The organism is Actinomyces qiguomingii (assembly GCF_004102025.1).
Taxonomy (GTDB): Bacteria; Actinomycetota; Actinomycetes; order Actinomycetales; family Actinomycetaceae; genus Actinomyces; species Actinomyces qiguomingii.
In genome coordinates this window covers 3546529-3572262 of sequence record NZ_CP025228.1, presented here as the reverse complement: position 1 = coordinate 3572262, position 25734 = coordinate 3546529, and the positions used below count along the sequence as shown (strand labels likewise).

At 67.5% G+C, this 25734-nt stretch carries 25 protein-coding genes and 1 CRISPR repeat array; of the genes, 20 read left to right on the top strand and 5 right to left on the bottom strand.

The features are described from left to right. Positions 1-15: 15 nt before the first annotated feature. Positions 16-1578, bottom strand: a complete 1563-nt coding sequence (locus CWT10_RS14920) for a hypothetical protein (RefSeq protein ID WP_103062903.1) — start codon at positions 1576-1578, stop codon at positions 16-18. A gap of 209 nt (positions 1579-1787) precedes the next feature. Here CWT10_RS14920 and purD point away from each other — a divergent pair, with 209 nt between their 5' ends. From purD to CWT10_RS14880, 8 genes are all read left to right on the top strand, one after another. After that, complete coding sequence (gene purD / locus CWT10_RS14915; protein WP_103062902.1) at positions 1788-3041, top strand: phosphoribosylamine--glycine ligase; 1254 nt, start codon at positions 1788-1790, stop codon at positions 3039-3041. A 322-nt stretch (positions 3042-3363) separates the two neighbouring features. Next, complete coding sequence (locus CWT10_RS14910) at positions 3364-3672, top strand: hypothetical protein (RefSeq protein WP_128683556.1); 309 nt, start codon at positions 3364-3366, stop codon at positions 3670-3672. A 131-nt stretch (positions 3673-3803) separates the two neighbouring features. Then, positions 3804-4760, top strand: a complete 957-nt coding sequence (locus tag CWT10_RS14905; RefSeq protein ID WP_103062916.1) for a phosphoribosylaminoimidazolesuccinocarboxamide synthase — start codon at positions 3804-3806, stop codon at positions 4758-4760. Beyond that, positions 4757-5371: a hypothetical protein gene (locus CWT10_RS14900; RefSeq protein ID WP_103062901.1), complete on the top strand. Its 615-nt coding sequence runs from the start codon at positions 4757-4759 to the stop codon at positions 5369-5371. The genes CWT10_RS14905 and CWT10_RS14900 overlap by 4 nt, the downstream gene beginning before the upstream one ends. Beyond that, positions 5368-6246 (top strand): PsbA protein, encoded by an 879-nt coding sequence (locus tag CWT10_RS17535; protein ID WP_233188120.1) that lies wholly within the window; start codon positions 5368-5370, stop codon positions 6244-6246. Before CWT10_RS14900 ends, CWT10_RS17535 begins: the two co-directional genes overlap by 4 nt. A 691-nt stretch (positions 6247-6937) precedes the next feature. Next, positions 6938-7225 (top strand): phosphoribosylformylglycinamidine synthase subunit PurS, encoded by a 288-nt coding sequence (gene purS / locus CWT10_RS14890; protein ID WP_103062900.1) that lies wholly within the window; start codon positions 6938-6940, stop codon positions 7223-7225. Then, the gene (gene purQ, locus CWT10_RS14885; protein WP_103062899.1) at positions 7226-7921 is read left to right on the top strand and encodes a phosphoribosylformylglycinamidine synthase subunit PurQ; all 696 of its coding nucleotides are present in this window, start codon (positions 7226-7228) and stop codon (positions 7919-7921) included. A gap of 25 nt (positions 7922-7946) precedes the next feature. Then, positions 7947-8777, top strand: a complete 831-nt coding sequence (locus tag CWT10_RS14880; protein WP_158247630.1) for an ROK family protein — start codon at positions 7947-7949, stop codon at positions 8775-8777. 453 nt (positions 8778-9230) lie between these two features. Here CWT10_RS14880 and CWT10_RS14875 read toward each other — a convergent pair whose 3' ends face one another. Beyond that, complete coding sequence (locus CWT10_RS14875; RefSeq protein WP_103062897.1) at positions 9231-10649, bottom strand: glycosyltransferase; 1419 nt, start codon at positions 10647-10649, stop codon at positions 9231-9233. Between the two features lie 204 nt (positions 10650-10853). Between CWT10_RS14875 and CWT10_RS14870 the strand changes: the two genes are divergently transcribed. From CWT10_RS14870 to CWT10_RS18080, 8 genes are all read left to right on the top strand, one after another. Beyond that, on the top strand, positions 10854-11390 hold the full coding sequence (locus CWT10_RS14870; protein ID WP_103062896.1) for a TM2 domain-containing protein: 537 nt from the start codon (positions 10854-10856) through the stop codon (positions 11388-11390). 191 nt (positions 11391-11581) lie between these two features. Next, entirely contained in the window at positions 11582-12283 is a 702-nt protein-coding gene (locus CWT10_RS14865) for a 2'-5' RNA ligase family protein (RefSeq protein WP_103062895.1), read from the top strand. A gap of 431 nt (positions 12284-12714) precedes the next feature. After that, entirely contained in the window at positions 12715-15105 is a 2391-nt protein-coding gene (purL, locus tag CWT10_RS14860) for a phosphoribosylformylglycinamidine synthase subunit PurL (RefSeq protein WP_103062894.1), read from the top strand. 518 nt (positions 15106-15623) lie between these two features. Beyond that, a CRISPR array of direct repeats spans positions 15624-16024; the repeat unit is 37 nt; unit sequence GTCAGGAAGCACCTCGCACCTCCAGGTGCATTGAGAC. 439 nt (positions 16025-16463) lie between these two features. Beyond that, complete coding sequence (locus CWT10_RS14855) at positions 16464-17000, top strand: IS3 family transposase (protein WP_103064265.1); 537 nt, start codon at positions 16464-16466, stop codon at positions 16998-17000. A gap of 288 nt (positions 17001-17288) precedes the next feature. Next, positions 17289-18230, top strand: a complete 942-nt coding sequence (locus tag CWT10_RS14850; RefSeq protein ID WP_244936750.1) for an ISAs1 family transposase — start codon at positions 17289-17291, stop codon at positions 18228-18230. Positions 18231-18512: 282 nt separating this feature from the next. Next, entirely contained in the window at positions 18513-18860 is a 348-nt protein-coding gene (locus tag CWT10_RS17530; RefSeq protein ID WP_128683201.1) for a hypothetical protein, read from the top strand. Next, a complete protein-coding gene (locus CWT10_RS14840) occupies positions 18860-19948 on the top strand; it encodes an integrase core domain-containing protein (protein ID WP_128683167.1) in 1089 nt (362 codons plus the stop codon). Before CWT10_RS17530 ends, CWT10_RS14840 begins: the two co-directional genes overlap by 1 nt. Before the next feature lie 124 nt (positions 19949-20072). Then, entirely contained in the window at positions 20073-20363 is a 291-nt protein-coding gene (locus CWT10_RS18080) for an integrase core domain-containing protein (RefSeq protein WP_103062617.1), read from the top strand. 451 nt (positions 20364-20814) lie between these two features. Here CWT10_RS18080 and CWT10_RS16885 read toward each other — a convergent pair whose 3' ends face one another. After that, positions 20815-21360 (bottom strand): zinc transporter, encoded by a 546-nt coding sequence (locus CWT10_RS16885; protein ID WP_168190774.1) that lies wholly within the window; start codon positions 21358-21360, stop codon positions 20815-20817. A 96-nt stretch (positions 21361-21456) separates the two neighbouring features. Here CWT10_RS16885 and CWT10_RS17525 point away from each other — a divergent pair, with 96 nt between their 5' ends. Genes CWT10_RS17525 through CWT10_RS17105 form a run of 3 tightly spaced genes read left to right on the top strand, consistent with a single transcriptional unit; the run spans position 21457 to position 22894 of the window. Continuing rightward, positions 21457-21804, top strand: coding sequence for a hypothetical protein (locus CWT10_RS17525; protein ID WP_128683201.1), 348 nt, complete (start codon positions 21457-21459; stop codon positions 21802-21804). Next, complete coding sequence (locus tag CWT10_RS17110) at positions 21804-22679, top strand: DDE-type integrase/transposase/recombinase (RefSeq protein WP_244936740.1); 876 nt, start codon at positions 21804-21806, stop codon at positions 22677-22679. The genes CWT10_RS17525 and CWT10_RS17110 overlap by 1 nt, the downstream gene beginning before the upstream one ends. Beyond that, the gene (locus CWT10_RS17105; protein ID WP_218937333.1) at positions 22649-22894 is read left to right on the top strand and encodes an integrase core domain-containing protein; all 246 of its coding nucleotides are present in this window, start codon (positions 22649-22651) and stop codon (positions 22892-22894) included. The genes CWT10_RS17110 and CWT10_RS17105 overlap by 31 nt, the downstream gene beginning before the upstream one ends. Before the next feature lie 37 nt (positions 22895-22931). Here the strand turns inward: CWT10_RS17105 and CWT10_RS14820 are convergent, their stop codons facing one another. Both CWT10_RS14820 and CWT10_RS14815 read right to left on the bottom strand, forming a co-directional pair. Next, positions 22932-23240: a hypothetical protein gene (locus CWT10_RS14820; RefSeq protein ID WP_128683554.1), complete on the bottom strand. Its 309-nt coding sequence runs from the start codon at positions 23238-23240 to the stop codon at positions 22932-22934. Further along, positions 23237-23908: a DUF6318 family protein gene (locus CWT10_RS14815; RefSeq protein ID WP_103062431.1), complete on the bottom strand. Its 672-nt coding sequence runs from the start codon at positions 23906-23908 to the stop codon at positions 23237-23239. Before CWT10_RS14815 ends, CWT10_RS14820 begins: the two co-directional genes overlap by 4 nt. 961 nt (positions 23909-24869) lie before the next feature. Here CWT10_RS14815 and CWT10_RS14810 point away from each other — a divergent pair. After that, the gene (locus CWT10_RS14810; RefSeq protein WP_103062430.1) at positions 24870-25679 is read left to right on the top strand and encodes a class I SAM-dependent methyltransferase; all 810 of its coding nucleotides are present in this window, start codon (positions 24870-24872) and stop codon (positions 25677-25679) included. The last annotated feature ends 55 nt before the right edge of the window (positions 25680-25734 follow it).

Sequence of the window (25734 nt, the reverse complement as noted above, 5' to 3'; positions counted from 1 at the left end):
TCCGGCGGGGCGCGGTCATTGAATGAGTCCGAAGGTACCGCGCGGCAAGCGCCAGATGCCACGGCGTTCCAGTTCGGCGCGCAGCTGGGGGTGGGCGGCGACCTCGTCCCAGTACAGGTTGACGGTGCGCAACCGGTCGTCGATCAGCTCCAGGTATTGGTCGGAGGGGTCGTAGCAGGCCATCACCAGCCGGGTGGAGTCCACCCACCGGAAGCCGGCGGACCGAGCGGGCAGCCAGCGCCGGGTCAGTCCCCGCTGCTCCCACTTGAACTGGTGCGCCTGAATCTGGTGGGCGGTGAGCTTGATAGCGTCGGGGTGGCCGTCGTCGCGCCGGTGTTGTGGCCCGTCGTGGAGAAGGGTGAAGTCGTCCTCGGGCTCGTCGATGTGCTTCCAGAGCAGGTAGCCGGCCTGCTCCGCCAGCGGCTCGGTCTCATCTCGCAGCGGCAGGTGCACCGAGGCGCGGATCTCCGCCAGGGCCCGCCGCACGCCGTCGGCGGTCGGCTGCACGTTGCCGGCCCGACCGCTGGTGCGCAGCCGCAGGGCGTTATCGACCGTCTCGGAGGGGCCGTAAAGCTCCAGCGCCCGCTCGATGAGCGTGTCGTGCACGGGCCGGGGGTGGGCGACGACGGCGTCGTGCACGGCCATCACCTCCTTACCGCCCAGGCGGCCGTCGTTGGTGTTGAGCGCGAAGCAGCAGTAGAAGGCGTCCCGCAGGGGGATGTACTCGTAACCGAGGCGGGCCTGCATCCCCAGCCGGTCCAGCGGGCCGGCGATCAGGGACTGCATGACGAACCCGGCCACGTAGGCGTCGGCTCCGGGGGTGGCGGTGGCGGAGAGCACCACGCCGTCGTCGGGCGGGCACAGCACCAGGGCCGGGCGCCGGTCGAGGTAGACGGCCGGGCGGGTGGGAGGTGCCGCGGCGGGCGGATCGGCCGTCCAGCCGACGCCGACCAGGGCGGGATCGTTGGTGATGAACACGTGCCGGACCTCGCCGCGGCGCGGATCCAGGTGGGCGAGCAGCTCATGCGACAGCAGTCGGCCGGCCTCCCCGTCGGGGCCGTGGATGGGCATGTCCGCCAGGTTCATGGCGGTCACGCCCGCGTGGGTGGCCAGGTCCCGGTCCCAGGCGTTGACCTGACGGGGGAGCAGTGGCGCATTGGAGGGCAGGTCCGGGCGGGCGAAAAGCTCTCCCAGATGCGTCCAGGCGCCGAGCACGGCGGCGCGGCGGCCGCGGATGCGCACCCCGAGCATGGACGGCTCCAGCTCGAGGGCGACCTCGGGCACCGAGACCTCGCCGACGCCGACCTCGATGGGGCGCTGCAACTCGGCGCGCAGTGCCCCGCACAGGCGGGCGGCGGCGTCCAGACGGGCGGGCGGTTCGTCCACCAGGCCGTAGTCGAAGTAGGCGGCCAGCAGCAGCTGCTCGGGGTCGGGATCGGCCAGCACCAGCCAGTCGTGGCCGGCGGCGCTGGCCCAGGTGCCGACGTCGCCCAGGTCCGGTGGTTGGGTGGAGGGCGCGGGGGACGCGCTTGCGGTGGGGGCGTTCGCGGAGCTGATGCCGTATGCGCCGTCGCTCATGGGGGTCCTTCCTGCGCCGCGGCCGGGAACCGCGCACGCTCACAGGTTACTCGGGTGAGCCCGCGCCGCCATGGGCAGCGGTGCCCACGGGCGACTCGCCTCCTTCCGCCGAGGTCGGTCGAAGTTACCGGCGAGGTCGGTTGATATGGCTGGGCCCGCGAAGTGTGGCAGCGGAGGCGGAATGGTTACGGGACGGCTAGGCTGGGGGCGTGAAGATCCTGCTGCTGGGGTCCGGCGCGCGCGAGCACGCCCTGGCCCGCGCCCTCGCTTCCGACCCCGCCACCACCGAACTCGTCGTCGCCCCCGGCAACCCCGGCACGGCCGACATTGCCACCAACATCAAGATCGACCCCACCTCCCCGGAGGAGGTGGTGGACCTGGCCACCCAGATGGCCGCCGACCTGGTCGTAGTCGGTCCGGAGGCGCCGCTGGTCGCCGGGGTCGCCGACTCCGTCCGCGAGGCCGGCATCCCGGTCTTCGGTCCCGGCGCCGAGGCCGCCCGCCTGGAAGGATCGAAGTCCTTCGCCAAGCGGGTTATGGCCTCGGCCGGCGTGCCCACCGCCGACTCCGTCACCTGCACCACCGAGTCCGAACTGGAAACCGCTCTGCGCAACTACGACGCCCCCTACGTCGTCAAGGATGACGGCCTGGCCGCCGGCAAGGGCGTCGTGGTCACCCAAGACCTCGAAGCCGCCCTCGCCCACGGGCGCGCCTGCCTGGCCAAGGAGGGCGGGGCCGTCGTCGTCGAGGACTACCTGGGCGGCCCCGAGGTCTCCCTGTTCTGCCTATGCGACGGCGCCACGGTCCGCCCGCTCGCCCCCGCCCAGGACTTCAAGCGGCTCGGCGACGGCGACGTCGGCCCCAACACCGGCGGCATGGGCGCCTACACGCCGCTGACCTGGGCGCCCGATGACCTGACCGAACAGGTGCTGCGCGAGGTCGCCCAACCGGTGGTGGACGAGATGGCCCGCCGCGGCGCCGCCTTCATCGGCCTGCTCTACTGCGGCCTGGCGCTGACCGACAAGGGCCTGCGCGTGGTCGAGTTCAACGTCCGCTTCGGCGACCCCGAGACCCAGGCCGTCCTGGCCCGCCTCGACTCTCCGTTGGCGCAGCTGCTGCTGGCCGCCGCCACCGGCCGCCTGGCCGAGGTCCCCGCCCCGCGCTGGTCGGAGCGGGCCGCCGTCGACGTCGTCCTGGCCGCCCCCGGCTACCCCGGCACCGTCACCACCGGCGGCCTGATCACCGGGATCCCCGACGCCGAGGCCCTGGACGGCGTCCACGTCCTGCACGCCGGCACCGCCCGCGACGACGACGGCAACCTGATCGCCTCCGGCGGGCGGGTGCTGTCCGTGGTCGCCCTGGGGGACACGGTCGCCGACGCCCGCGACCGCGCCTACGAGGCCATCGGCAAGATCCACCTCGACGGCGCCCAGTACCGCACCGACATCGCTGCCGGGCGCTGAGCTGTGCGCATCCGGCCCCCGCAGCCCCCGCGGCCGGATACTGGCGGCAACGCCTCCGCGGCCCCGGCGCCACCCGGGCCGCTGCTGTCCGGGCGCGCGGGCCGCGCCGTGGCCCTCGTTATGGGGGTGCTGTTCGCGGGCATGGTGAGCCTGTGGCTCGCCCCGGCCACTGGGCCAGCAGGGCTGCTGCACCCCTTGTGGTTCACCTCCGGCTGCACCTTCTGGTTCCTGATTTTCCTCCTGGTGATCGCGGCGGCTGTGCGGCGCCCGCCGGGCGCTGGCCGGCGGGCGCCGCACTCCGGTTATTGCCGGCTTCGCGGTCTTGGGCACGATCACGTTGGCGTTCGGCGCGGTGGCGGTGTGGTCGGGCTCCCTGCTGGCAACCGACCTGGTCCGGGGCACCAGTACGGAAGCCGAGGCCCGCTGCATTCGCATCGACTACGGAACGCGCGGCAGTTTCGACGACGCCACGATCGCCCTGCCCGACGGCACCACAATGAGCAGCGAGCTCTCGATCACCTTCAAAACCGACGTCGACCGGCAGCTGCGTGCGCTGTGTGGCACCGATGCCACCTTCACCATGGAGTACTGGCCGGCCACCGCCACCGTCCGCTCGGTGCGCCCGCAGTGACCCCTCTACGCCGCGTCCCGTAGTGACCGGACACAGCCGATGGGCCATCGACCGTTGTGCCGCAGGCGCTCATGCGGTCGCCGTGAGGGATGTTCATCGCCGTCGGCGCTCGGCGGTGGCAGGATGAGCTCATGAGCGTAACCAGCAGCCCTGACGCCGCCGCCCCGCCGGGAGCCGCACAGTCGCCGTCGGCCCCCGCCCTGCCCGGCTGGAAGCATGTCTCCTCCGGCAAGGTGCGGGACGTATACGCCCCCACCGGTGACGGCCCCTGGGCCGGGCGTGACGTGCTGCTTATGGTCGCCTCCGACCGCATCAGCGCCTACGACCACATCCTTACCACCCCGGTGCCGGACAAGGGCAAGGTGCTCACGGCACTGTCCGTGTGGTGGCTGAAGCAGCTGGCCGATATAGTCCCGAGCCACCTGGTGAGCCTGGACGTGCCCGGGGAGGTGGCCGGCCGCGCCATGATCTGCCGCCGCCTGGATATGTACCCGGTTGAATGCGTCGCCCGCGGCTACCTCACCGGCTCCGGCCTGGCCGAGTATTGCGAGTCCGGCACCGTGTGCGGCCTGCCCCTGCCCGCGGGCCTGGCCGAGGCCTCGCGCCTGCCCGAACCGATCTTCACCCCCGCCGCCAAGGCCGAACTCGGCGAGCACGACGAGAACGTCTCCTTCGAGCGCGTGGTGGACATGGTCGGCCGCGAGGCGGCCGAGGCGCTGCGCGAGACCACCCTTGCCCTGTACGCCCGCGCCGCCGACATCTCTGGCGAGCGCGGCATCATCCTGGCGGACACCAAGTTCGAGTTCGGCCAGGACCCGGCCACCGGCGCCCTGACCCTGGGCGACGAGGTCCTCACCCCCGATTCCTCCCGCTTCTGGCCCGCCGACGCCTGGGTGCCGGGACGCCCCACTCCCTCCTTCGACAAGCAGTACGTGCGCGACTGGCTCACCTCGCCCGCCTGCGGCTGGGACCGCCGCTCCGACCAGGTCCCGCCGGCCCTCCCCGACTCCGTCATCCAGCGCACCCGGCAGCGGTACCTAGAGGCCTACGAGCGCCTGACCGGCAACCCGTTGGAGCCGACCGCATGAGCGCGCCGATGAGCCCCGACCCCACTGCCGACATCCCCGGCACGACCCGCAGCTTCCGGCCGGGGCCGGGTTTTGTGATTGCTCTGGTCGGCATCGGCGTAGTACTGCTGCTCGCGCTGGCGGCCGCGGCGGCCAGCGCCTTCGGCGCCCCCGGGCTGTCTGCCGTGCTCGGAGGGGCAGCACTGGTGATAGTCGGCGTGGGCCTGCTGTGTCTGCTGCGCGTGCCGGCCCGCTCCCTGGTGGTCAACGCACCCCGGTTGCGGCTGGAGCGCAACCGGGCCCGACTGGCTCGCCGCCGGGGCGGCCCGCAGCGCGGCCCCGCCCGTTCAGGTCGTCTCGATGACGATGCCGCCCCGCTCACGGTTCCCGGCACCGACTTGATCATTCCCGACTCCTCCGGCCGGCGGGAGCTGACCACGCTCGATGTCGTCACCGGGCCGCTGACCACCGCGCTGGCCACTACCGGCGCGGGCCGAAAGGCCGACGAATTGCTGGCCGGAACCGCCGTTGGCGAGACTCTGATCCGCGTGCTCCAACTGCTGGCCGGCACACTGGGCTTCCTGCTGGTGGCCCTCGGGCTGGCCTCTATCCTCGGGCAGGTGATCGCATGACGCCGCCCATGCGCGACCGCCGCCCCGAGGAGGAGCGCGGCCCCGTGGACTGGGGCACCGGGGCGCGCGCCGCCGCCTACGCCGCGGCAGGCGAAGAACGTGTACGCGTGGACTCCGAAGAGCGGGGGGACTCCGGGGTGGACTGGGGGGCGCCGGCGGGCCCGGGTGACTCGCCCCGTGCCCGCCGCCGTGACGCCGGCACCGACTGGGGCGTGGGCCGGTCCGAGGCGCCCCCCGTCTCTGGGACACCGGGACGCACCCCCTGGCCGCAGGCGGTGCGGCGCCAGCGCTTGGCGGGCGTCCTGTTCGCCATGGTCGGCCTGGCGCTGGCCACCTGGTCCGCCATGCACCTGGCCACCAACGCCGAGGCGGGGCATCCGTGGCTGCCACCATGGCTGGTGGTTGTGCTCGGCGGCGCCGGTCTGGTCTCCGCCGCCGGTTACCTGGCCTGGGCCGGCGGCACCGCCGTGCGCCACGAGGCCGAGCGGTGGGAGCCCACGATTCTGGATGCCGCCGCCGGCCTGACCGCCGGCACCGTCGACGCCGCCGACCCGCACCACCTGCTGGCTGCCTCTGTGGCCTCCGGGCCGGCGCTGCCATCGGGGCAGCGGGGCGCGGGTGCGCCTGGCGGTTCCGGGCATGTGCGCGTGGACTCCGGCCCCAAACCGGTTATGGGCACCTCCACTGTGGATCAGTCGGTGCACGCCCCGGCCGGTGTGGCCGGTGCCGTAGGCGGGTTTATGCTCGCCGCAGCGGTGGTGTGCGCGGTTCTTGCGCTCGTGCTGGGGTCCGAGTGGCTGCTGGGCACATTGGCGCTGGTGGTCGGCGGCATTCTTGCCGTCCGCCTGGCCGGCGACTGGCTTGGCACGATCTGAGGCCTGAGGCTTCGGCTGGGTGGGTGTTTCCCGGGTCGGTGCACGCTCAGCCGCTACACCGCCATTACCGGGGAGGCATGATCGGGTGTTCCTCGGGTCGGCGCACGCTCATTTTCTTCTTTGTTGTGGCGGTGGGTGACTTTTGCCTGGTATTTCAGTGTTCTTGGTTTTGGGTCGGAATGGGTTGGTTGGCTCCCACGTGCGGCGGGGAGGCGGCCGCACGTGGGAGCCGATTGTGCCGTTGACCAGGTAGTGGGTTTTCCGCGTTATTTCGCTGATTCGCTGTTAGTTCGCTGCAAATGAGCGTGCGCCGGGGCGGGGGAGGGGACGGTACGTGACGCAAAGGCTGCTTCGTGTGCTGCGCGGGCTTGGGCAAACACTGCACCACCCTGGCGTGTTCCACGATCACCCCGGGGTTGTGCCACCGTAGCCACCAGCGGGATGACGGTGCTGGCGTGTTCCGCGACCACCCCGGGGGCGTGCGCCAGGCACCAAGGTCGTACACCGCATCGAGCACCTCACCGCTAACCCCGCCAGTACGCCCGCAAATGCACAAGCCGGGGTTACTTGTGCCGGCTTCGATGCGTTATTTGCCGGCTCGGGCATGTTGCTGGTGCCGGTTTCGGGAGGAGGGACGGGCCGGTAGGCTGGGCGCGGACCCGTTCCCGCCCGACCGCATCCAGGAGGACCGATGGGACGCATCGTCGTTGAGGTCATGCCCAAGCCCGAGATCCTTGACCCGCAGGGAAAGGCCGTGATGGGCAACCTCCCACGGCTGGGATTCGACCAGTTCACTGGCGTGCGCCAGGGGCGCCGCTTTGAGCTGACCGTCGATGGCCCCGTCACCGACGCCCACCTGGCGGCCGCCGCCGAGGCCGCCGAGACGCTCCTGTCCAACCCGATCATTGAGGACGTCGTCTCCGTCACCGCCGATACGGCCGCCGCCGCGGCCGCCGACCCGGACTGCGAGGAGGCCTGAGTGACTCGCATCGGTGTTATCACCTTCCCCGGCACGCTCGACGATGTAGACGCTGCCCGCGCGGTTCGTCTCGCCGGGGCCGAGCCGGTAACCCTGTGGCATAAGGACGCTGAACTGCACGGCGTTGACGCCGTGGTGGTTCCGGGTGGCTTCTCCTACGGCGATTATCTGCGCTGCGGCGCAATCGCCCGCTTCGCCCCCGTAATGGACCAGGTCATTGCGGCCGCGGAGAGGGGGATGCCCGTGCTCGGCATCTGCAACGGCTTCCAGATCCTCACCGAGGCGCATCTGCTGCCCGGCGCGCTCATCCGCAACGACCACCAGAAGTTCATTTGCCGCGAGCAGCGCCTGCGCGTGGAGTCCACCACCACCGCCTGGACCAACCTGTTCGAGGACGGTGAGGAGATCATCGTCCCGTTGAAGAACGGCGAGGGTAACTTCATCGCCTCCCCCGACGAGCTGGACCGCCTGGAGGGTGAGGGGCTTGTCGTCTTCCGCTACCTGGACAACCCCAACGGCTCCGCGCGCGACATCGCCGGCGTACGTAACGCACGCGGCAACGTCGTGGGCCTGATGCCGCATCCCGAGCACGCGGTCGAACCCGGCTTCGGCCCGGACTCGCCGACCGGAGCGCGGCAGGGCGTGGACGGCCTGCGCCTGTTCCAGTCCGCCATCAGCGCACTGGTGGGGGCCTGAACCGGGGCGGGAGGCTCTGGTTGGCGTGCTGCCGCAGGCCATTGCGGAGATAGTTGACGGCACCGGTATAGACACAGGCAGGTTGGCGGGAGCCGGCGTCGTGCTGGCGGGTCCGGCTAACCGCGCCGCGCACGACCTCGATTTAGCGCCGGGCGACGACGGTCTGCGGGCCGCGCTGGAGCGGGCGACCGAGATGCCCATACTGATGGACAATGATGCGACCGCGGCGGCGCTGGCTGAATGGTGGGTCGCCTCGAATGGAAGAGCGGATGACGCGCTGGTGGTGTACCTGGGTGCCGGCATTGGCGGGGGGCTGCTGGTGGGCGGCCGACTGCAGCGCGGTACCTCCGCCAACGCCGGAGAACTCGGACATGTGTGCGTGGACCTTGACGGCCCCGTCTGCTCCTGCGGCGCCCGCGGCTGCGTGGAGGCGGTCGCCGGGCCGCGGGCGGTTGTGCAGCGGGCGTTGGCCGATCCGGGCATTGCGCAACCCGCCGGTCTGGGTGAACGGGTCGGTGGCCGCGGATCGGTGGAGGCGGATTTCTCAGCGGTGGCCCGGTGTGCGCGTCTTGGCAATGCGTCCGCCCACCGCCTGCTGGACGAATCGGCCCGTGCTCTGGCCGCCGCGATCCGGTCGGTAGTCAATGTTCTGGACAATGATGCGGTCATTCTCACCGGTCCCAGTGCCGCCGTGGCCGGCGCGGTGTACCTGCCGGCCGTGGAGGGGGCGGTACGGCTGCGTTATGCGGCACAGTCCACGCGCCCGGTGACGGTCAGGTTGTCCCAGAACTGCGGCACTGCGGCGGCGCTGGGCGCCGCCGCCATGGTTCTCGACTCCGCTGTCCGCTCGCTGTAGGGGGTGTCAGCCGGTAGCACATGGGGTGCGTGCGCGCGCCTGGGATAACGCGGCTGTGCAATCTCGCTTTCATCCCCATTGCCTGTGGATAACTTCTTGTATCCCCAGGTTGCGGCGACCGCACCGCAGGGTTGTGCGGGAGGTTGCGGTGCCGTCACGGAGCCCTCCCCGGGGGCGGGGAAAGTGTGTGTTCGCTTGGATCTGCTGGCAGCTCACTGCTTAGCCCGCCGTTACAAAACGGCACGATTGCAGCGATTTGACGGTGTGGATGGGGCTGGGGTAATGAGCTATGAGGAGGTCCGGCCGGCGTCGAAGGTGCGGTGGTTAAGGGTCCGGTGACCGCCCTCGGGTTGGAGCCCACAGGGCGAGGGGCGTCATTTCCATGGTCCCCGGATCTGTGCACAAAGCTGTGGACAAAATCTGTGGAAAACCTTGTAGTTGCTCGACAGCCGTTCAGTCCAGGGCGCGCGCGATGGTGTCAACCAGATCCAGTAGGTGACGGTCGGGCAGGAACTCCCGGCGCACCGACTCGTGCGCAGCCAGCCCCATCTCTCCCGCCCGTTCCGGGAAGCGCAGGACGTCGGCCACGGCCTGCGCCCAGGCCGCGCCGTCGGCGGGGTCCACCAGCACGCCGTCCACGCCGTCGTCAATCTGATCCTGAATGCCACCCACGGCCGAGGCGACCACGGGCGCCTTCTTCCACATCGCCTCGGCGACCGGCAGCCCGAAGGCTTCCACCTGGGAGCGCTGCGTGACGACGTCGGCCACGCGCTGCACCGCATTGACTACGGTGGCGTTCACCTCCCGGTCATGCATGGGTACGGCGGCGATATGCACCCGCGCCGCCACCGACTCCGGCAGCAGATCCCACCGGTCCAGCACCTCGCCCAGCACGGCTGCGGACTCGGCGTCGCGGTCCGGATCCGGATCGGGGCCCACCAGCAGCAGATGCGCGTCGGGCGGTAGCATCGCAATATTGTCGGCGAAGGCGTCGACGAGTTCCTTGCCGCCCTTGAGTCGGTCCCAGCGGGAGACCTGGGCGATCACGCGCACGCCCTGCGGAACCGGCAAACCGGCGCCAGCCAGTGACGGCAGCTGCCTGATCGCATCGGGGCGCCCGTCCTCGTGAACGAAGGCGACCGCCTCGAAGGGGGATTCGCCGTCGAATACGCCGGCCAGCCTCGCCACCGACCAGGCCTCGTCCAGGTCCAGCACCCGGTTCTTGGGAGAGTCGGGGTTGATGGACGGGGCGATTACCGCGCACCGCTCGGGCTCCACAAAGGGCGGCCGGTAGTTCGGGCGGGAGACGACGACGAGGTCGACCTCCTCCAGGTAGCGATCCAGGAACGCCCAGGCTCGCTGGCCGGTGTCGCCGGTGTCCTGGGCCCCCAGGTGGCAGCGCCAGATGACGGTGGCGCCGGCCGCCTTCAGCGCCTTGGCCAGTCCGGCGGTGGGCGGGTCGTGCAGGATAACCACATCGCCTTCGCGGATGTCGTCGACCACGTTCTCCGCATTGGAGGCGAGTACGTGCTCATAGATGTCGCGCTGCTTGTCCGCGAGCTTGCCGCCGTCGCCGCGATCGCCGTGAATGCCGGCGTGCAGGCGGGCGGCGATGGTGGTGAACTCCCGCGGGGCGTCCAGCACCAGCCAACGGGCGTCCACGCCGATGTCTCGTGCGTACCCCACCAGCGGGGCCACGATCTCCGCCGGGCCCGACGCCGCGGCGGATGTGGGCGTCACGGTCCATACGGTTCGGCCCTCAAGGAGAGTGCGAGCGGCGGCGACGCCGTCGCGCAGGCGTCGCGTGGCGACCTCATCCAGGTGGCTCTCGAGGTCCGACAGTGGGAGTGGAGCGACGTCGATGGTTCTCATGGGTTGATACTGCCCCAATGTCGTGTGATACGAGGCACTTTCAACGGCGTGCCGTGCGTATCGAAGGATTAATAAACCCACAGTCGTGCCGGCTGCCTTGCATCGGCGTGCCGTCATGCGAGAGGCTGGCACAGAACCGAACTCCCGGTGTGGGGCGTGTCCGCGCCGCGGAGCCCCATCGACATGCGCATTGGAGACCCACTCATGGCCCAGAACCCCGTGACCCCCGACCCCGCTGATTCCCAGTCTGCGGGCTACAACCAGCCCGCAGGTGGCGGGTACGACCAGCCCGCAGGTGCCGGGTACGGCCAGCCGGTTGGGCAGCCTCCCGCCTACGGCGGGCAGCAGCAGGCTTACAGCAACAGCCAGCCCGGCTATGGTGCGCCGGCATACGGCAACCCCTACGGTCAGGGCGGATACGTCGAGCCCAAGTCGAAGGTGGCGGCGGCGCTGCTGGCCTTCTTCTTGGGTGAGTTCGGAGTCCACAACTTCTACCGCGGCCAGACCCGCAACGGCATCATCCACCTGTGCCTTGTAGGCGCTACTATTGTGCTGTTCATCATCGGATTCGCTTCGATTGCGGGAACCATTGACACCTCCACCGGTGATGTCAGCGATGCCGGTGCGGCCGGATTTGGGGTGGCGATGCTGCTGGCGTGGCTGGCGCTGATCGTCAACGGCATCTGGAAGTTGGTCGAATTCATCATGATCCTGGTGTCCAACGACGGCAGCCTCCGCTGATCAGTCGACGGCCCCACCCTCATACCGCATCCTCCACCCCCATCCTCGCATCCCCATCCTCGCCGAGTTCGGTCGACGTTACTGCCGAGTTCGGTCGAAGTTACTGCCGAGTTCGGTCGAAGTGGCTGTCCGGGCGGGTTTTGGCGGCGCGTTGATCTGGGGCGGTCACTCTTCCGCTGAAGGAGCCGGTTGTGGAGACGCTGCTTGAGTTTGACGAGCGTGTCGGGCCCTTTCAGACCGACTCGGTTCCAGACGAGCCGGTATTCGGGCTGCCCGCGTCGCTGGAGCAGAAGGTGGTCCCACGAGTCGGGATGCTGCGGCCCTTCCATGGGGACACGATCGCCTACTTCCTCGACGATCGGGCGCGGGAACTCGTAGGGGTGATCGCGAACGAGCTCCATGACCGTTTCGGCGATTCTCTGTCACTGCCGCTGCCCGTGGAGATGGCACATGTGACGCTCCACGACCTCCACGCCGGCCCGGACCGGGAACGGGTGTGGCCGGTGGTGGAGGCCGATGCGGCTAAGGTCGCGGAGCTGGTTGCGCAGGCGCGCACGGTCGGTCCGATCCGCACCAGGTGCACGACGGTCTTCAATCTGGTGAACACGAGCGTCGTCATTGGGATCAGGGCAGTGGACGAGGGTGGGCACCACAAACTGCTCTCGGCCCGCAGGGTGTTCGACAAGATCGTCCCCTCCGGGCCGTTCACGCCCCACATCACTGTCGCCTACTACCGGCCGGAGGCGCCCACACCGCTGTCGCCCGACAAGTTGCGCTCCGCGCTGGATGAGTTGACCGGGCAAGTTGCGGGGAAGGCGGTGATGCTCGCCCCCGAGCGCCTGCACGTTCTGCGCTTCGACTCAATGAGCAACTACTGGTTGTCTCAGCCGTAGGACCCGGAGCCGTCGTCGGTAGGACCCGGAGCCGTCGTCGGTAGGACCCGGAGCCGTCGTCGGTGTGCGCGCGACTTCGAGAACTCCGCCGGACGCCATTTGGACCGCCATCCTCTATTTGGACCGTCGTAGTGCGCCACTGGAGCGGTCCAGATAGACGTCAGGGGTCCGAACCGAGGCCAGGGGTCCGGACAGAGGCCAGGGGTCCGAACCGAGGGCCGGGGCGGCGCAGAGCAGGATACGTCCTCTGGCTCGGGGCGCGGGAAGTCCCCTGGTTGAGGACGCGAGCGCCAGGCGCCGGACTCGTGCAGCCGCCGCTCGACGTCGGGCTCGTGTGGATGCTGCTCGACGTCGAGCACGCGTGAAATAGGCGGGATGCCGCCCCGCCGGGTAACCTCTAACCCGGTTCCACCGCCCACCCAGGAGCAGCCATGTCCGCCGTCGAGCCCAACGCCGCGACCGAACCCGCCCGCCCCGACCGGCCCGTCGAACACCCCGACACCGTCGCCCACGCGGCGGCGACCCCCGACCAGGCGATGCCCTATCGCGAACTCGGCCTGAAGGATGAGGAGTACGACTCCATCAAGACCATCCTCGGCCGCCGTCCCACCGCCGCCGAGCTGGCCATGTACTCGGTGATGTGGTCTGAGCACTGCTCCTACAAGTCCTCCAAGCTCCACCTGCGCCAGTTCGGGGAGAAGACCACCCCGGAGATGCGCGAGCACCTGCTGGTCGGCATGGGGGAGAACGCCGGCGTGGTCGACATTGGCGACGGCTGGGCGGTGACCTACAAGGTTGAGTCCCACAACCACCCCAGCTTCGTCGAGCCCTACCAGGGTGCCGCCACCGGCGTCGGCGGGATCGTGCGCGACATCATCTCCATGGGTGCCCGTCCCGTGGCCGTCATGGACCAGCTGCGCTTCGGCGCCGTCGACCACCCGGACACCGCCCGCGTGGTGCACGGCGTGGTGGCCGGCGTGGGCGGCTATGGCAACTGCTTGGGCCTGCCCAATATCGGTGGCGAGACCGAATTTGACTCCTCCTATCAGGAGAACCCGCTGGTCAACGCCCTGTGCGTGGGCGTGCTGCGGCATGAGGACATCCACCTGGCCAATGCCTCCGGCGCGGGTAACAAGGTGGTCCTGTTCGGCGCCCGCACCGGCGGCGACGGCATCGGCGGGGCATCCATCCTCGCCTCGGAGTCCTTCGAGGACGGCATGCCCGCCAAGCGGCCCAGTGTGCAGGTGGGCGATCCCTTCATGGAGAAGGTCCTGATCGAGTGCTGCCTGGACCTGTTCGCGGCCGACCTGGTGCTCGGCATCCAGGACCTGGGTGCCGCCGGCATCTCCTGCGCCACCAGCGAGCTGGCCTCCAATGGCGACGGCGGCATGCACGTGGACCTGGAGAACGTGCTGCTGCGCGACCCCACCCTCACGGCCGGGGAGATCCTCATGAGTGAGTCCCAGGAGCGGATGATGGCCGTCGTCGCCCCGGACAAGCTGGACGACTTCATGGCGGTTATCGACAAGTGGGACGTTGAGGCCTCCGTGATCGGCGAGGTCAACGGCTCCGGGCGGCTGACCATCGACCACTTCGGGGAGCGGATCGTGGACGTCGACCCGCGCACCGTCGCCCACGAGGGCCCCACCTATGACCGCCCCCACGCCCGCCCCGCCTGGCAGGACGCCCTGAACGCCGACACCTCCGATGACCTGCCCCGCCCCGAGACGGTCGCGGAGCTGGCGGAGCAAGTGCGCGCCGTCGTCACCAGCCCCAATCAGGCCTCCGCCGCCTGGGTCACCGACCAGTACGACCGCTTCGTGCGCGGCGCCACCGCCCTGGCCCAGCCCGACGACGCCGGCGTGATCCGCGTGGATGAGGCCACCGGCCGTGGGGTCGCCATTGCCACGGACGCCAACGGCCGTTTCACCAAGCTCGACCCGGCCACCGGCGCGGCCCAGGCGCTGGCCGAGTCCTACCGCAACGTGTGCACGGTGGGTGCCCGCCCGCTGGCCGTCACCGACTGCCTCAACTTCGGCTCCCCGGAGGATCCCGATGCGATGTGGCAGCTGGTCGAGGCGATCACCGGCCTGGCCGACGCCTGCCGCGAGCTGGGCGTGCCCGTCACCGGCGGGAACGTCTCCCTGTACAACTCTCACGGGAAGGTCAAGGGGCTGCCCGACTCCTCCATCAATCCCACGCCCGTGGTGGGTGTGCTCGGGGTGATGGACGACGTGCGCCGCGCCAACCCCTCGGGCTGGCAGGAGGAGGGGCTGGCCATCATCGCCCTGGGCGAGACCCACGACGAGCTGGATGGTTCGGCCTGGACTCGCGTGGTGCATGATCACTTGGGCGGGCTGCCGCCGCACGTGGACTTGGAGGCTGAGGCCGCGCTCGGGCGCGTGCTGGTGGCGCTGAGCGAGGTGGACCTGCCCGATGGTTCCCGGCTGGTGCGTGCCGCCCACGACCTGTCCACCGGTGGGCTGGCGCAGAGCCTGGTCGACGCCTGCCTGCGCTTCGGCGTCGGCGCGGCCATCGATCTGGCGGCCGTGCCTGGGGACGTCGACGACTTCACCGCCCTGCTGTCCGAGTCCGGTGCTCGCGCCCTGGTGGCGGTGCCCGAGGGTACGTTGCCGGCGGTGGCCGCCGCGGCCGAGGCCGAGGGTGTGGCCTGGGGGCGCCTGGGCACCACCGGCGGGGACATGCTGGCCGTTACCGGCACCGATCTGCTGGCCGACGGCGGTTCTGGCCGCCCGCTGGTGCTGGACCTGGATGAGCTGCGCTCGGGGGTTGAGGCCACGCTGCCCGCGCTGTTCGATTGAGGTCTTCCGGAGAGTATTTCGGGAGAGGCCGTTTCGGGAGGGCGTTTAGAACGCCGGTTCGGGCTCTACTACGCCGGTTCGGGGACTACTACGCCACTTAGGTGTTGGTTGAAGGCCTCCAAGGCCTTCAACCAACACCTAACCGGAGTACCCAACGGTGAAGTGGCGTAGTAGTCGCCAGGTGGGGTGGGCGGGTGCTCGCGGTGGTGGTCGTTGCCTGTGAGCTGTGGTGATGGTGGGGCGGGTGTGGTGGGTGGTGCGTGGGCGGAGCGTTGTGGTGAGGTTGCGATTTGGTCTACGGTACAAAGTTTGGTGCGTTTTGACCCCGACTTTTCCGCATGACTTCGTTGAAAGTTGGTGGCTGGAGGGGGTTTGGGGGGTGTCGGTGGCGCTTGGCTTGTTTTCAACGAAAGGTGGTAGTTTTGGCCTGGTGCCAGTCGGTTCCGTGGGGTGCTTGCGGGGCCGGTGGCGATCTTGAGCCTGGAAGTGGCGGTATGGCGCGGTTTCCAGGGGTAGGGGTCAGGAAGCACCTCGCACCTCCAGGTGCATTGAGACAGGGATACAATGAAGACAAAGACACAGGCGGCAAGGTCAGGAAGCACCTCGCACCTCCAGGTGCATTGAGACACTGTCAGCAGCACTGAGTCCGAGTACGACATGCTGTCAGGAAGCACCTCGCACCTCCAGGTGCATTGAGACGAATGAGAGCCACGAGCCTGCGTAGCTCGCTAGTGAAGTCAGGAAGCACCTCGCACCTCCAGGTGCATTGAGACCTCGACCGGTCTTCTCGTACTGAGCCCACCCGGAGGTCAGGAAGCACCTCGCACCTCCAGGTGCATTGAGACTCCGCGGCAGACCACGCAAACGTCACAGCATTAGCTAGTCAGGAAGCACCTCGCACCTCCAGGTGCATTGCGACTGCTTCGGTGGCATGGTCTGTGGAGCATTTGCTGGTTTCTGGTGCGTGTTTGGGTGGGGTGGCGTGCTAATGACATACTGAGACTGGGAGGCTTATTCACGGCACCGCCAGTCTCCCCATACGATCACGGCTTTTCCGCACAATCGCACGGAAAGCACAGGAATTCCGCAGTGGTGGGTCGCCTCTGTGAACAACCCCCGGTGGTTCCAGTGACTCTGATGTCGTACCTCCTGGTGGTGCGGGCGCGTATACCACTGCCTGGGGGCGCAGACTGTGGGCAACTGGGTTGCGAAGTGCAGAAAGCAGCACGCCGACGCCCGGGAGCAGAAGAAAGCCGCGGGTGTAGAGGAGTTGGCCCGGCTGAAGGCGGAGAACTACAAGCTTCGGATGGAGAATGAGTTCCTAAAAATGCGGCGGCCTTCTTCGCGAAGGAACAGCCGTGACCACCAGGTATGAGCTGATCCGCCGCGAAGAGGGCAACTACCCGATCGCCTGGATGTGCCAATGGGCGATGGTCTCCAAGTCTGGCTATTACAACTGGCTGAGCAGACACGAATCGGCCACCGCGATCCGCAGAAAGGAACTCAGCGTACTGATTGAGAAGATCTTCGATGAGTCCGATGGCACTTACGGGTATCGGAGGGTGGCTGCCACGCTGGATTGGCAGGGGGTGCCGGCCGACCCTGACGCAGTTAGGTCGATCATGTGCGAGCTGGACCTGAAAGCGGCACAGCCGCGCCGAAGGGTCCACACCACAGTCCCCGCCGAGGGCTTGGCCGAGCGCCCCGACCTGTTGGGGCGGGACTTCACCGCCGACACCCCGGGATTAGGTGGGTCGGGGATATCACCTACATTCCTACTTGGGTGGGGTTGCAGGGGTTCGGCAAAGTCGTTGACTGGGTGGTGGGTTGTTAGGGGTTTTCGGCGTGTTGGTGGGGGTGCGGCGCGACCCGCCGGTGAGGATATGTGGTGCTAAATCAACATCATCACGGAAGGTCGCGCCGCTGTGTCATCATCCCCCACCGCCCCCTTGTCGCGCCAGCCCCTGATCGGAGTGTTCAAGGGTGTCCCGGCACCCGCGTGATCGGCGCGGGGTGCGTCACCGCCTGGACACTGTGCTGGCTTTGGCGGCGGTGGGAGTACTGGCCGGCTGCCGCACCCTGCTGGCCATCTGGGAAAACGCCCAGGACCTGACCGGCGGCCAACTACGGCAACTGGGACTACCGCAAGGCCGACCACTGCCGTCGGCAGTCCACTATCCGCCGTGCCCTGGCGGGCCTGGACGCCGACGACTACCGGCGCGCGGGTGGCGTCGTGGGTGCTCACCCGCACCGGCACCATCGACGGACGCAGGATTATCGCGGTGGACGGCAAGACCTTGCGCGGCGCCAAGCCCAAGAACAACAACAACAGCAGCCGGGACACCGATAATGGCGACAGTGGCGGCGGTGATGGTGGTGGTGGGGCCCCGCACCTGCTGGCGGCCCTTGACCAGGGCACCGGGGCGGTGGTGGCCCAGCAGCGCGTACAGGATAAGACCAGTGAGATACCCGCCCTGAAACAGCTGCTGGCACCCCATGACCTTACCGGCGCGGTCATCACCGCCGACGCCCTGCACACCCAGACCAGCACCGCCGAGTGGATCACCTCCCGGGGCGCCGACTACCTGCTCACGGTCAAGAACAACCAGCCCAGTCTCAGGGCGAAGCTCAAGGCGCTGCCCTGGAAGGACGTCCCCGCCGTGTCGGGGGTGGACCGCTCTCACGGTAGACGGGTGCGGCGCACCATCAAAGCCGTGGCAACCCCGGACTGGATCGACTTCCCCGGCGCCTCACAGGTGCTTCAGGTGCGTCGCACCCGCACCACCCACACCCGCGGTAAGAACAGCAAGCGCAGCACCGAGGTCGTCTACCTGGTCTGCTCCATACCGCCCGAGCAGGCCCCGCCCGAGACCGTTGCCGCCTGGATACAGGGCCACTGGGCGATAGAAAACCGTGTTCACTGGGTACGGGACGTGACCTATGACGAGGACCGCCACCAGCTGCGCACCGGCTCCGGGCCGCAGGTGATGGCCACCCTGCGGAACCTGGCCATAAGCCTGATCCGCACCATCTACGACGACCCGGCCACCACCAGCATCGCCTCAGCCAACCGGGCCATGACACGAAGACCCACCAAAGCCATCAAACTCCTAACAACCCCCTAACCACACACCAACTTTGCCGAGCCCCTGGGTGGGGTTGGTGTACCTGGCCACCGTGCCGGGGCTGCTGCTACGCATGAAGGTGGTGGGGTACGCGATGGCGGATCATATGCGCACCGACCTGGTCTGTGAGGCAATCGACATGGCGGTCCGCAACCACAAGCCTACCCGTGGGGTGACTGTTTTCCATTCCGACCTGATTTGCTTCAGCGTTCGTGTCCGGTTTTGGGCTGAGGATCAGACCGCATGGGTAGGGTCTTCGTGACACCTTGAGGAGGGTGCGCGATGAGCAGTGATGCTGACACGACGAGGGGTTCTGGGCGTCGGGCCAAGGTGTTCTTGTCGCCTTCGCAGAAGTATGAGATCTACGTAAGGCTGATGCGAGAGGAGGTCACGGTGGGGGCGGCTGCGACCGAGGCCGGAGTGGACCGCTCCACGATCGTGAGGCTGCGGCAGGTCGCCAGGCAAGGCGCCTTGGACGCGTTGTCGGCTTCGCGTCCGGGTTCGTCTGGCAAGTCGGCTCGTGATGTCGAGCTTGAGCAGGCCAGGGCCGAGATCGACCGCTTGACCCGTACGGTGACGGAGCAGGCGGTGAAGTTGGTGGTGCTGGAGAAAAAAGGGGGCTCGGTCTGATGCCCGGTGCCCCGGTCCCCGCCCGGGTGGATGCGCCCGTCAAACAGGGGCTTTTGGAGCTGGTGGACTACGCCACCGGTCAGGGCTGGACCGTGGCTAAGGCCTGTGAGGTCCTGGGACTGGCCGAGCGACGCTACCGGCGCTGGAAACGGCGCCAGAACGGGGTAGGACTGGCCGACGCCCGGCCTGGCGCCGCTGTCAATGCCCTGATGCCGTGCGAGATCGAGGCGATTGTGGACGCCTTCGAGACTTTCGGTGAGAAGGACTTCTCTCACCGTCGCCTGGCTCACCGAGGCTCCTACAACGGGTTGTTCTGGGCGTCGGCCTCCACCGTCCGCAGGGTCCTGAATGACCACGAGCTTCGGTTCAGGCATCCCGCCCGGCCAGCGCGCTCCAAGCGTCGTCCGTTCCCCGACTGGGCGACGTACAAGCCCAACTCGATCTGGATCTACGACTCCACTCACTTCACCGCCTGCGGCATGACTGTGCTGATCATCGAGGATCTGGTCTCACGCAAGTGGATCACCCATGTGGTCTCCAGCGAGGAGACCCACCACCAGGTCCGCCTCGCCTTCGAGCAGGCCCTGGACGCCGAAGGCCTGCTCGAGGCCGCCCTGGAACGAGCCCAGGCCCTGAAGCGCCGGCTGACGCTTGACGGAGACGATGAACTGACCCCGATCCTGTTGGCGGTGTCCGACAACGGCTCCCAGATGATTGCTGCCAACACCCGCAGGTTCATGGCCATGGTCGCCATCGCCCAGCACTTCGGACGGCCGGCGACTCCGACCGACCAGGCCTGGATCGAGTCCCTCAACGGAACACTCAAGGCCGAGTGGCCTCACCTGCTGGCAATCACCGATCCCGCTGTCCTGAGGGCCGAACTCGACTCTGTGCGCACCGAGTACAACAGCCAGCGCTTGCACTCCGGAATCGGCTACGTCACACCCCTGGACGAGCACACCGGGCGCGGGCCGGCCATCCGCAAGGCCCGCCAGGAAGGCCTGAAACGGGCCGCTCAGCAGCGCCTTGCCTACAACCGCAAACAACGAGACAATCAAACCAACCAAGAAGACCACGATGATGTCTGATCCAACCGCCCCAAGCGGACATTAACGCTGAAACAGGTCAGACCGCGGGTCGCAGTACACTTCCCAACAGTTCGCCGACCATTTGAAGAAGTATGGTATTCGGCCGTAGGTAGGGCGTACGGGGGTGTGCTGGGACAATGCGTGGGCGGAGTCCTTCAATGCGACACTGAAGAATGAGCGCGTGCACCGCATGGCCTACTCCACTCGGAACAAGGCTATCCAGGATGTGGCGGCGTGGATTGAATTGACCTATAATCAAAGCGTCTGCACTCGGGGATCGGCTACCGCACATCCAACCAGTTCGAACGCGAACTACTGCAGGCCGCCACCCCGAACGCGGCCTGACAAACACACAACAAGCAAGAGTCCAAAAACGCCCAGCACTCCGGGAGGGTTATTCATGGGGTGTATATGAAGGTGAGTGCGAGTGTGGCGGTGATGGTTGTCGGGAAGGTTTTGATTGGTCTTCTGTAGCCGGTGTGTAGGACGCGCCAGGTCTTGAGGTTGGCGATGGCTCTGTCGACGACTTAGCGGATGCGGTTGACCGAGGTGTTGTAGGCCTTGTCGGCCTCCTGCAGGGGCAGCCCGGGTAGCTTCTTGATGGGTGTGATCGTGCCCAGCCCGGTGTAGCCCTTGTCGCCGATATGCGTTGGCGGGGCCTGCCCGTCGGGAAGGTCCTCTGGCGGGACGTCCAGCAGGCCCGAGGCCCGCAGCGCGGGGCGTCGTGCACCGAGCCGGGCAGCGGGTCCGAGACCCAGGCGGTCGCCCCGGAGGGGGCGCGGGCCACCTGCACGTTCAGCCCGGTGATGCCGTATTTGCCGGAGAACAGGCCCGGCACGCCCTGAATAACCCTCCAGGAGTCGTTTTTAGTGTCGTTTTTGGGTTTCGGCTTGGTCGGTGAGGTAGGTGATGGTGCGGACGATGTTGTAGGGGGTGGTGGTGTTGGTGGTGGTGATGGTTCCGATCACGGGGGTGGTGGTGCCGCCGTTGGGGGTGTAGGTGGCTTTCCAGGTGGTGGTAAGGGTGGTGGTCACGTCTTGGGCGGTGGCGGTGTAGCGGTGGGTGAGGGTCTGGTTGGGCCAGGGTGCGCCGGGGTCGGTGGTGGTTGTGGTGGTGCCATCTCCCCAGTTCCAGGTGTAGGAGGTGGGGGTGGCGTGGATGGTTACTTCGGTTCCGGCTACGGTGGTGGTCAGGACCTGGGTGTCGGGGCTGGTGTAGACGATGAAGTCCTTGGTTAGCAGTACTTCTGGGCCTGGGGGTTGGCGGGTGATGCCTGAGCCCTCGGTTAGCAGGGTGGACACGTCGGTGGAGGAGATCGTGATCACCACGGTGGTGCCGTCGGAGGCTTGGACGCTGGTTGCGGGCGCGGCATCGGTGGCGCACTCGTCAGGATCAAGCACAACAGCGCGCATTCCGACGTTGATTTGCTTCAGCGTTCGTGTCCGGTTTTGGGCTGAGGATCAGACCGCATGGGTAGGGTCTTCGTGACACCTTGAGGAGGGTGCGCGATGAGCAGTGATGCTGACACGACGAGGGGTTCTGGGCGTCGGGCCAAGGTGTTCTTGTCGCCTTCGCAGAAGTATGAGATCTACGTAAGGCTGATGCGAGAGGAGGTCACGGTGGGGGCGGCTGCGACCGAGGCCGGAGTGGACCGCTCCACGATCGTGAGGCTGCGGCAGGTCGCCAGGCAAGGCGCCTTGGACGCGTTGTCGGCTTCGCGTCCGGGTTCGTCTGGCAAGTCGGCTCGTGATGTCGAGCTTGAGCAGGCCAGGGCCGAGATCGACCGCTTGACCCGTACGGTGACGGAGCAGGCGGTGAAGTTGGTGGTGCTGGAGAAAAAAGGGGGCTCGGTCTGATGCCCGGTGCCCCGGTCCCCGCCCGGGTGGATGCGCCCGTCAAACAGGGGCTTTTGGAGCTGGTGGACTACGCCACCGGTCAGGGCTGGACCGTGGCTAAGGCCTGTGAGGTCCTGGGACTGGCCGAGCGACGCTACCGGCGCTGGAAACGGCGCCAGAACGGGGTAGGACTGGCCGACGCCCGGCCTGGCGCCGCTGTCAATGCCCTGATGCCGTGCGAGATCGAGGCGATTGTGGACGCCTTCGAGACTTTCGGTGAGAAGGACTTCTCTCACCGTCGCCTGGCTCACCGAGGCTCCTACAACGGGTTGTTCTGGGCGTCGGCCTCCACCGTCCGCAGGGTCCTGAATGACCACGAGCTTCGGTTCAGGCATCCCGCCCGGCCAGCGCGCTCCAAGCGTCGTCCGTTCCCCGACTGGGCGACGTACAAGCCCAACTCGATCTGGATCTACGACTCCACTCACTTCACCGCCTGCGGCATGACTGTGCTGATCATCGAGGATCTGGTCTCACGCAAGTGGATCACCCATGTGGTCTCCAGCGAGGAGACCCACCACCAGGTCCGCCTCGCCTTCGAGCAGGCCCTGGACGCCGAAGGCCTGCTCGAGGCCGCCCTGGAACGAGCCCAGGCCCTGAAGCGCCGGCTGACGCTTGACGGAGACGATGAACTGACCCCGATCCTGTTGGCGGTGTCCGACAACGGCTCCCAGATGATTGCTGCCAACACCCGCAGGTTCATGGCCATGGTCGCCATCGCCCAGCACTTCGGACGGCCGGCGACACGCGGCCGACCAGGCCCGGGGTCGAGTCCCTCAACGGAACACTCAAGGCCGAGTGGCCTCACCTGCTGGCAATCACCGATCCCGCTGTCCTGAGGGCCGAACTCGACTCTGTGCGCACCGAGTACAACAGCCAGCGCTTGCACTCCGGAATCGGCTACGTCACACCCCTGGACGAGCACACCGGGCGCGGGCCGGCCATCCGCAAGGCCCGCCAGGAAGGCCTGAAACGGGCCGCTCAGCAGCGCCTTGCCTACAACCGCAAACAACGAGACAATCAAACCAACCAAGAAGACCACGATGATGTCTGATCCAACCGCCCCAAGCGGACATTAACGCTGAAACAGGTCAGACGTTCACGCCCATTCTCATACCGAAGCACATGGCATAAGACAAACTCGCCATAAAAGCGGCCCTCTCATCGAACACCCCACCAGTGCCGCCCTCAACAGTGACACCGCCGCCCCCCGACCCACCAGAAACATACGAATACACCTCATGGGAGGTCCTACCAGTTACCACCACCGAGTCGCCGTACCCGTGAGCATCATATTCATCCTCTGTTTGAATGCTTGCCGTCGCTGTGGGGATCGAAAGGCAGAGCGCCAGTATTGTGACTGCTGCAATGAGAGGATGTGATGCCATGTGATTTCTCATTCTGCACCTTCCTCGTCCTCTACCTGGACTATTTCGATGGTCCAGTTGCTGTTTGTCCAGTATGTTTGGATTAGAAGGACGTGCTCTGCTTTTTCGATTTGCCGCGTTGTTTGACCGTCTAGGTGAGACGCGTGAGTCTCGGTGGTGACGTTGGTGCGTATGACGTAGCGGTTGGGGTCGTTTTCGTCGGTCCAGTAATCCAAGGGGGTGATTTCCTGCTCCCACGGATCTGTCCACCCGCCCGCATCGTGTAGTTCGGATGCCTCGGTTCCCACCCCGTTGCAGAATTTGCAGTCGTCTTTGCTCATGTTCTTCCAGGCGTCCAGGTCGCCGGTGGCGTAGACATAAGGAACTAGGTTGAGGAAGTATGTGGCGGCTTCGGCGGCGCCTTCGGGGGTGAACTGTGGGGTGTAGGGATTGGGCGGTTCCATGGCCAGGGCGGTGGCTCTGGCCGCGGCCAGTTCGGGTGACAGCGTCGGTGTGCCACTGGCGGTGGTGGTTGCTGGTGGGGTCCAGGTGGGGCTGTAACTGCTGGTGGCGCTGCCGCGGGAGCACCCGGCACCCAGTGCCAGGCAGGCTGCCACCATGGTCAGGGCGGCCAGGCGCGCCAGACCGGCCGGTACCTGGCCTTGATTCTGTATCTGGCGTGGTGTGGGAGCGGTGGACATGTGGGCGGCCTCCTCGGTGAGGACCCTGACGGGGACTGACGGGGGCGTCGACTCGAGTGTCGACGCCGGGCCACCGTACCCACATGCCCGCCAGGGCTGCCACCCCAAATCATCCGCCTGTGGAAAACCCGCCATCCCGAGCGATCTGCCTGTGGAAAACCCGTCCCCAACCCGCACGGCCCACACCTCCGCAGCGGACAACGGCGCGTTACTTGTTCCGGTTTCGGCGCGCGACTTGTGGTGGTCTCGGTGGCGGGAGTGGCTGGTGGTGCTGGTGGGGTGTGGCGGTGAGGTTGCGATTTGGTCTACGGTACAAAGTTTGGTGCGTTTTGACCCCGACTTTTCCGCATGACTTCGTTGAAAGTTGGTGGCTGGAGGGGTCTGGAGGGGTGTCGGTGGCGCTTGGCTTGTTTTCAACGAAAGGTGGTAGTTTTGGAGTGGTGCCAGTCGGTTCCGTGGGGTGCTTGCGGGGCCGGTGGCGATCTTGAGCCTGGAAGTGGCGGTATGGCGCGGTTTCCAGGGGTAGGGGTCAGGAAGCACCTCGCACCTCCAGGTGCATTAAGACGCCGTCCGGGTTGGTACGGCGCTCGGCGTACAGGTGGGTCAGGAAGCACCTCGCACCTCCAGGTGCATTAAGACCTTCCGCCCACCACGTCCCGCTGATTTCGTCATACCGTCAGGAAGCACCTCGCACCTCCAGGTGCATTAAGACATCGCTCTCGCCGTAGGTCAGCGGGAACGAAACAAGTCAGGAAGCACCTCGCACCTCCAGGTGCATTAGGCGCGGGCGGTGTGTGAGGGCTGTTGCGGGGGCGCCGAGGGTCCCGCTGCCGTTTGGCGGGCGTTGGCTTGGCCAGGTGTTGGCTGGGGGCCTTGCTTCGGGGGCGTCGGGCGCCATGCGATCGAGACGGCGAATCGCTCTCGGGGGCTGGCATCCACGGCTTTGCACTATGGTTAGTGCATGCTTAGTCAGGCGGTACAGCGGACCCTGTTCGTCCCGCTGCTCGGAAGGGCACGTGCGGCACGCCTATGGCCGCACTGTTTTGAGGACGCCTGGGCCCAGGACCTCGCCCTACGCCTGACCGCACGCACGCCCGAACTTGCGGCGGCGGACTTGGGCGACGTCCCCGCCGCCATCTACGCCCTGCGGCATCGGGCGGCAGTAACCGAGGTACGCAGGTACCTTCGGGGCCACCCCGGCGCCGCCGTCGTCGACCTGGGCTGCGGAATGGACAGACTCGTGGACGATGTGGACGACCCCGCGGCGTGCGTCTACTGCCTGGACCTGCCGGAAGTCATGAGCCTGCGGCGCGAGTGGATGCCACCCCATCCGCGGGAGAAGCACCTGCCCGCCTCCCTGACGGACACCGACTGGATGGCAGACATCGACGCCGACACCGGAATGATCGCCGTCGCCTCCGGCGTGGTCTACTTCTTCGCGGAGGAGGACATGCGGCGACTGGTCGACGAACTGGCGCACCGCTTCCCCGGCGGCAGCATCGTTTATGACGCCGAATCGCCCGATCTGGTCGAGGCGAGCGAGCAAGCCGTACGCAATGCGGGCGTCGCCGACGCCCCCATGCCCTACCGGGTCGACGATCCGTTGGCACCGCTGCGCTGGTCCCGGGCGGTGACTGCGGCCAGGGCGGATTACGGGCTGCTGTCCTATCTGCCCGACGACGCCGATCTGCCCGCCCCCGTCATGCAGGCGCTGGAGAGCTTGCGCGCGAATCGCTCCCTATACGAGGTTGTGGCCGAATTCGCCCGCTGAGGCGCGTAGGGTGCGCTGTCCCCGGCTGTTATGTCTCAGGACATCGGTGACAGTT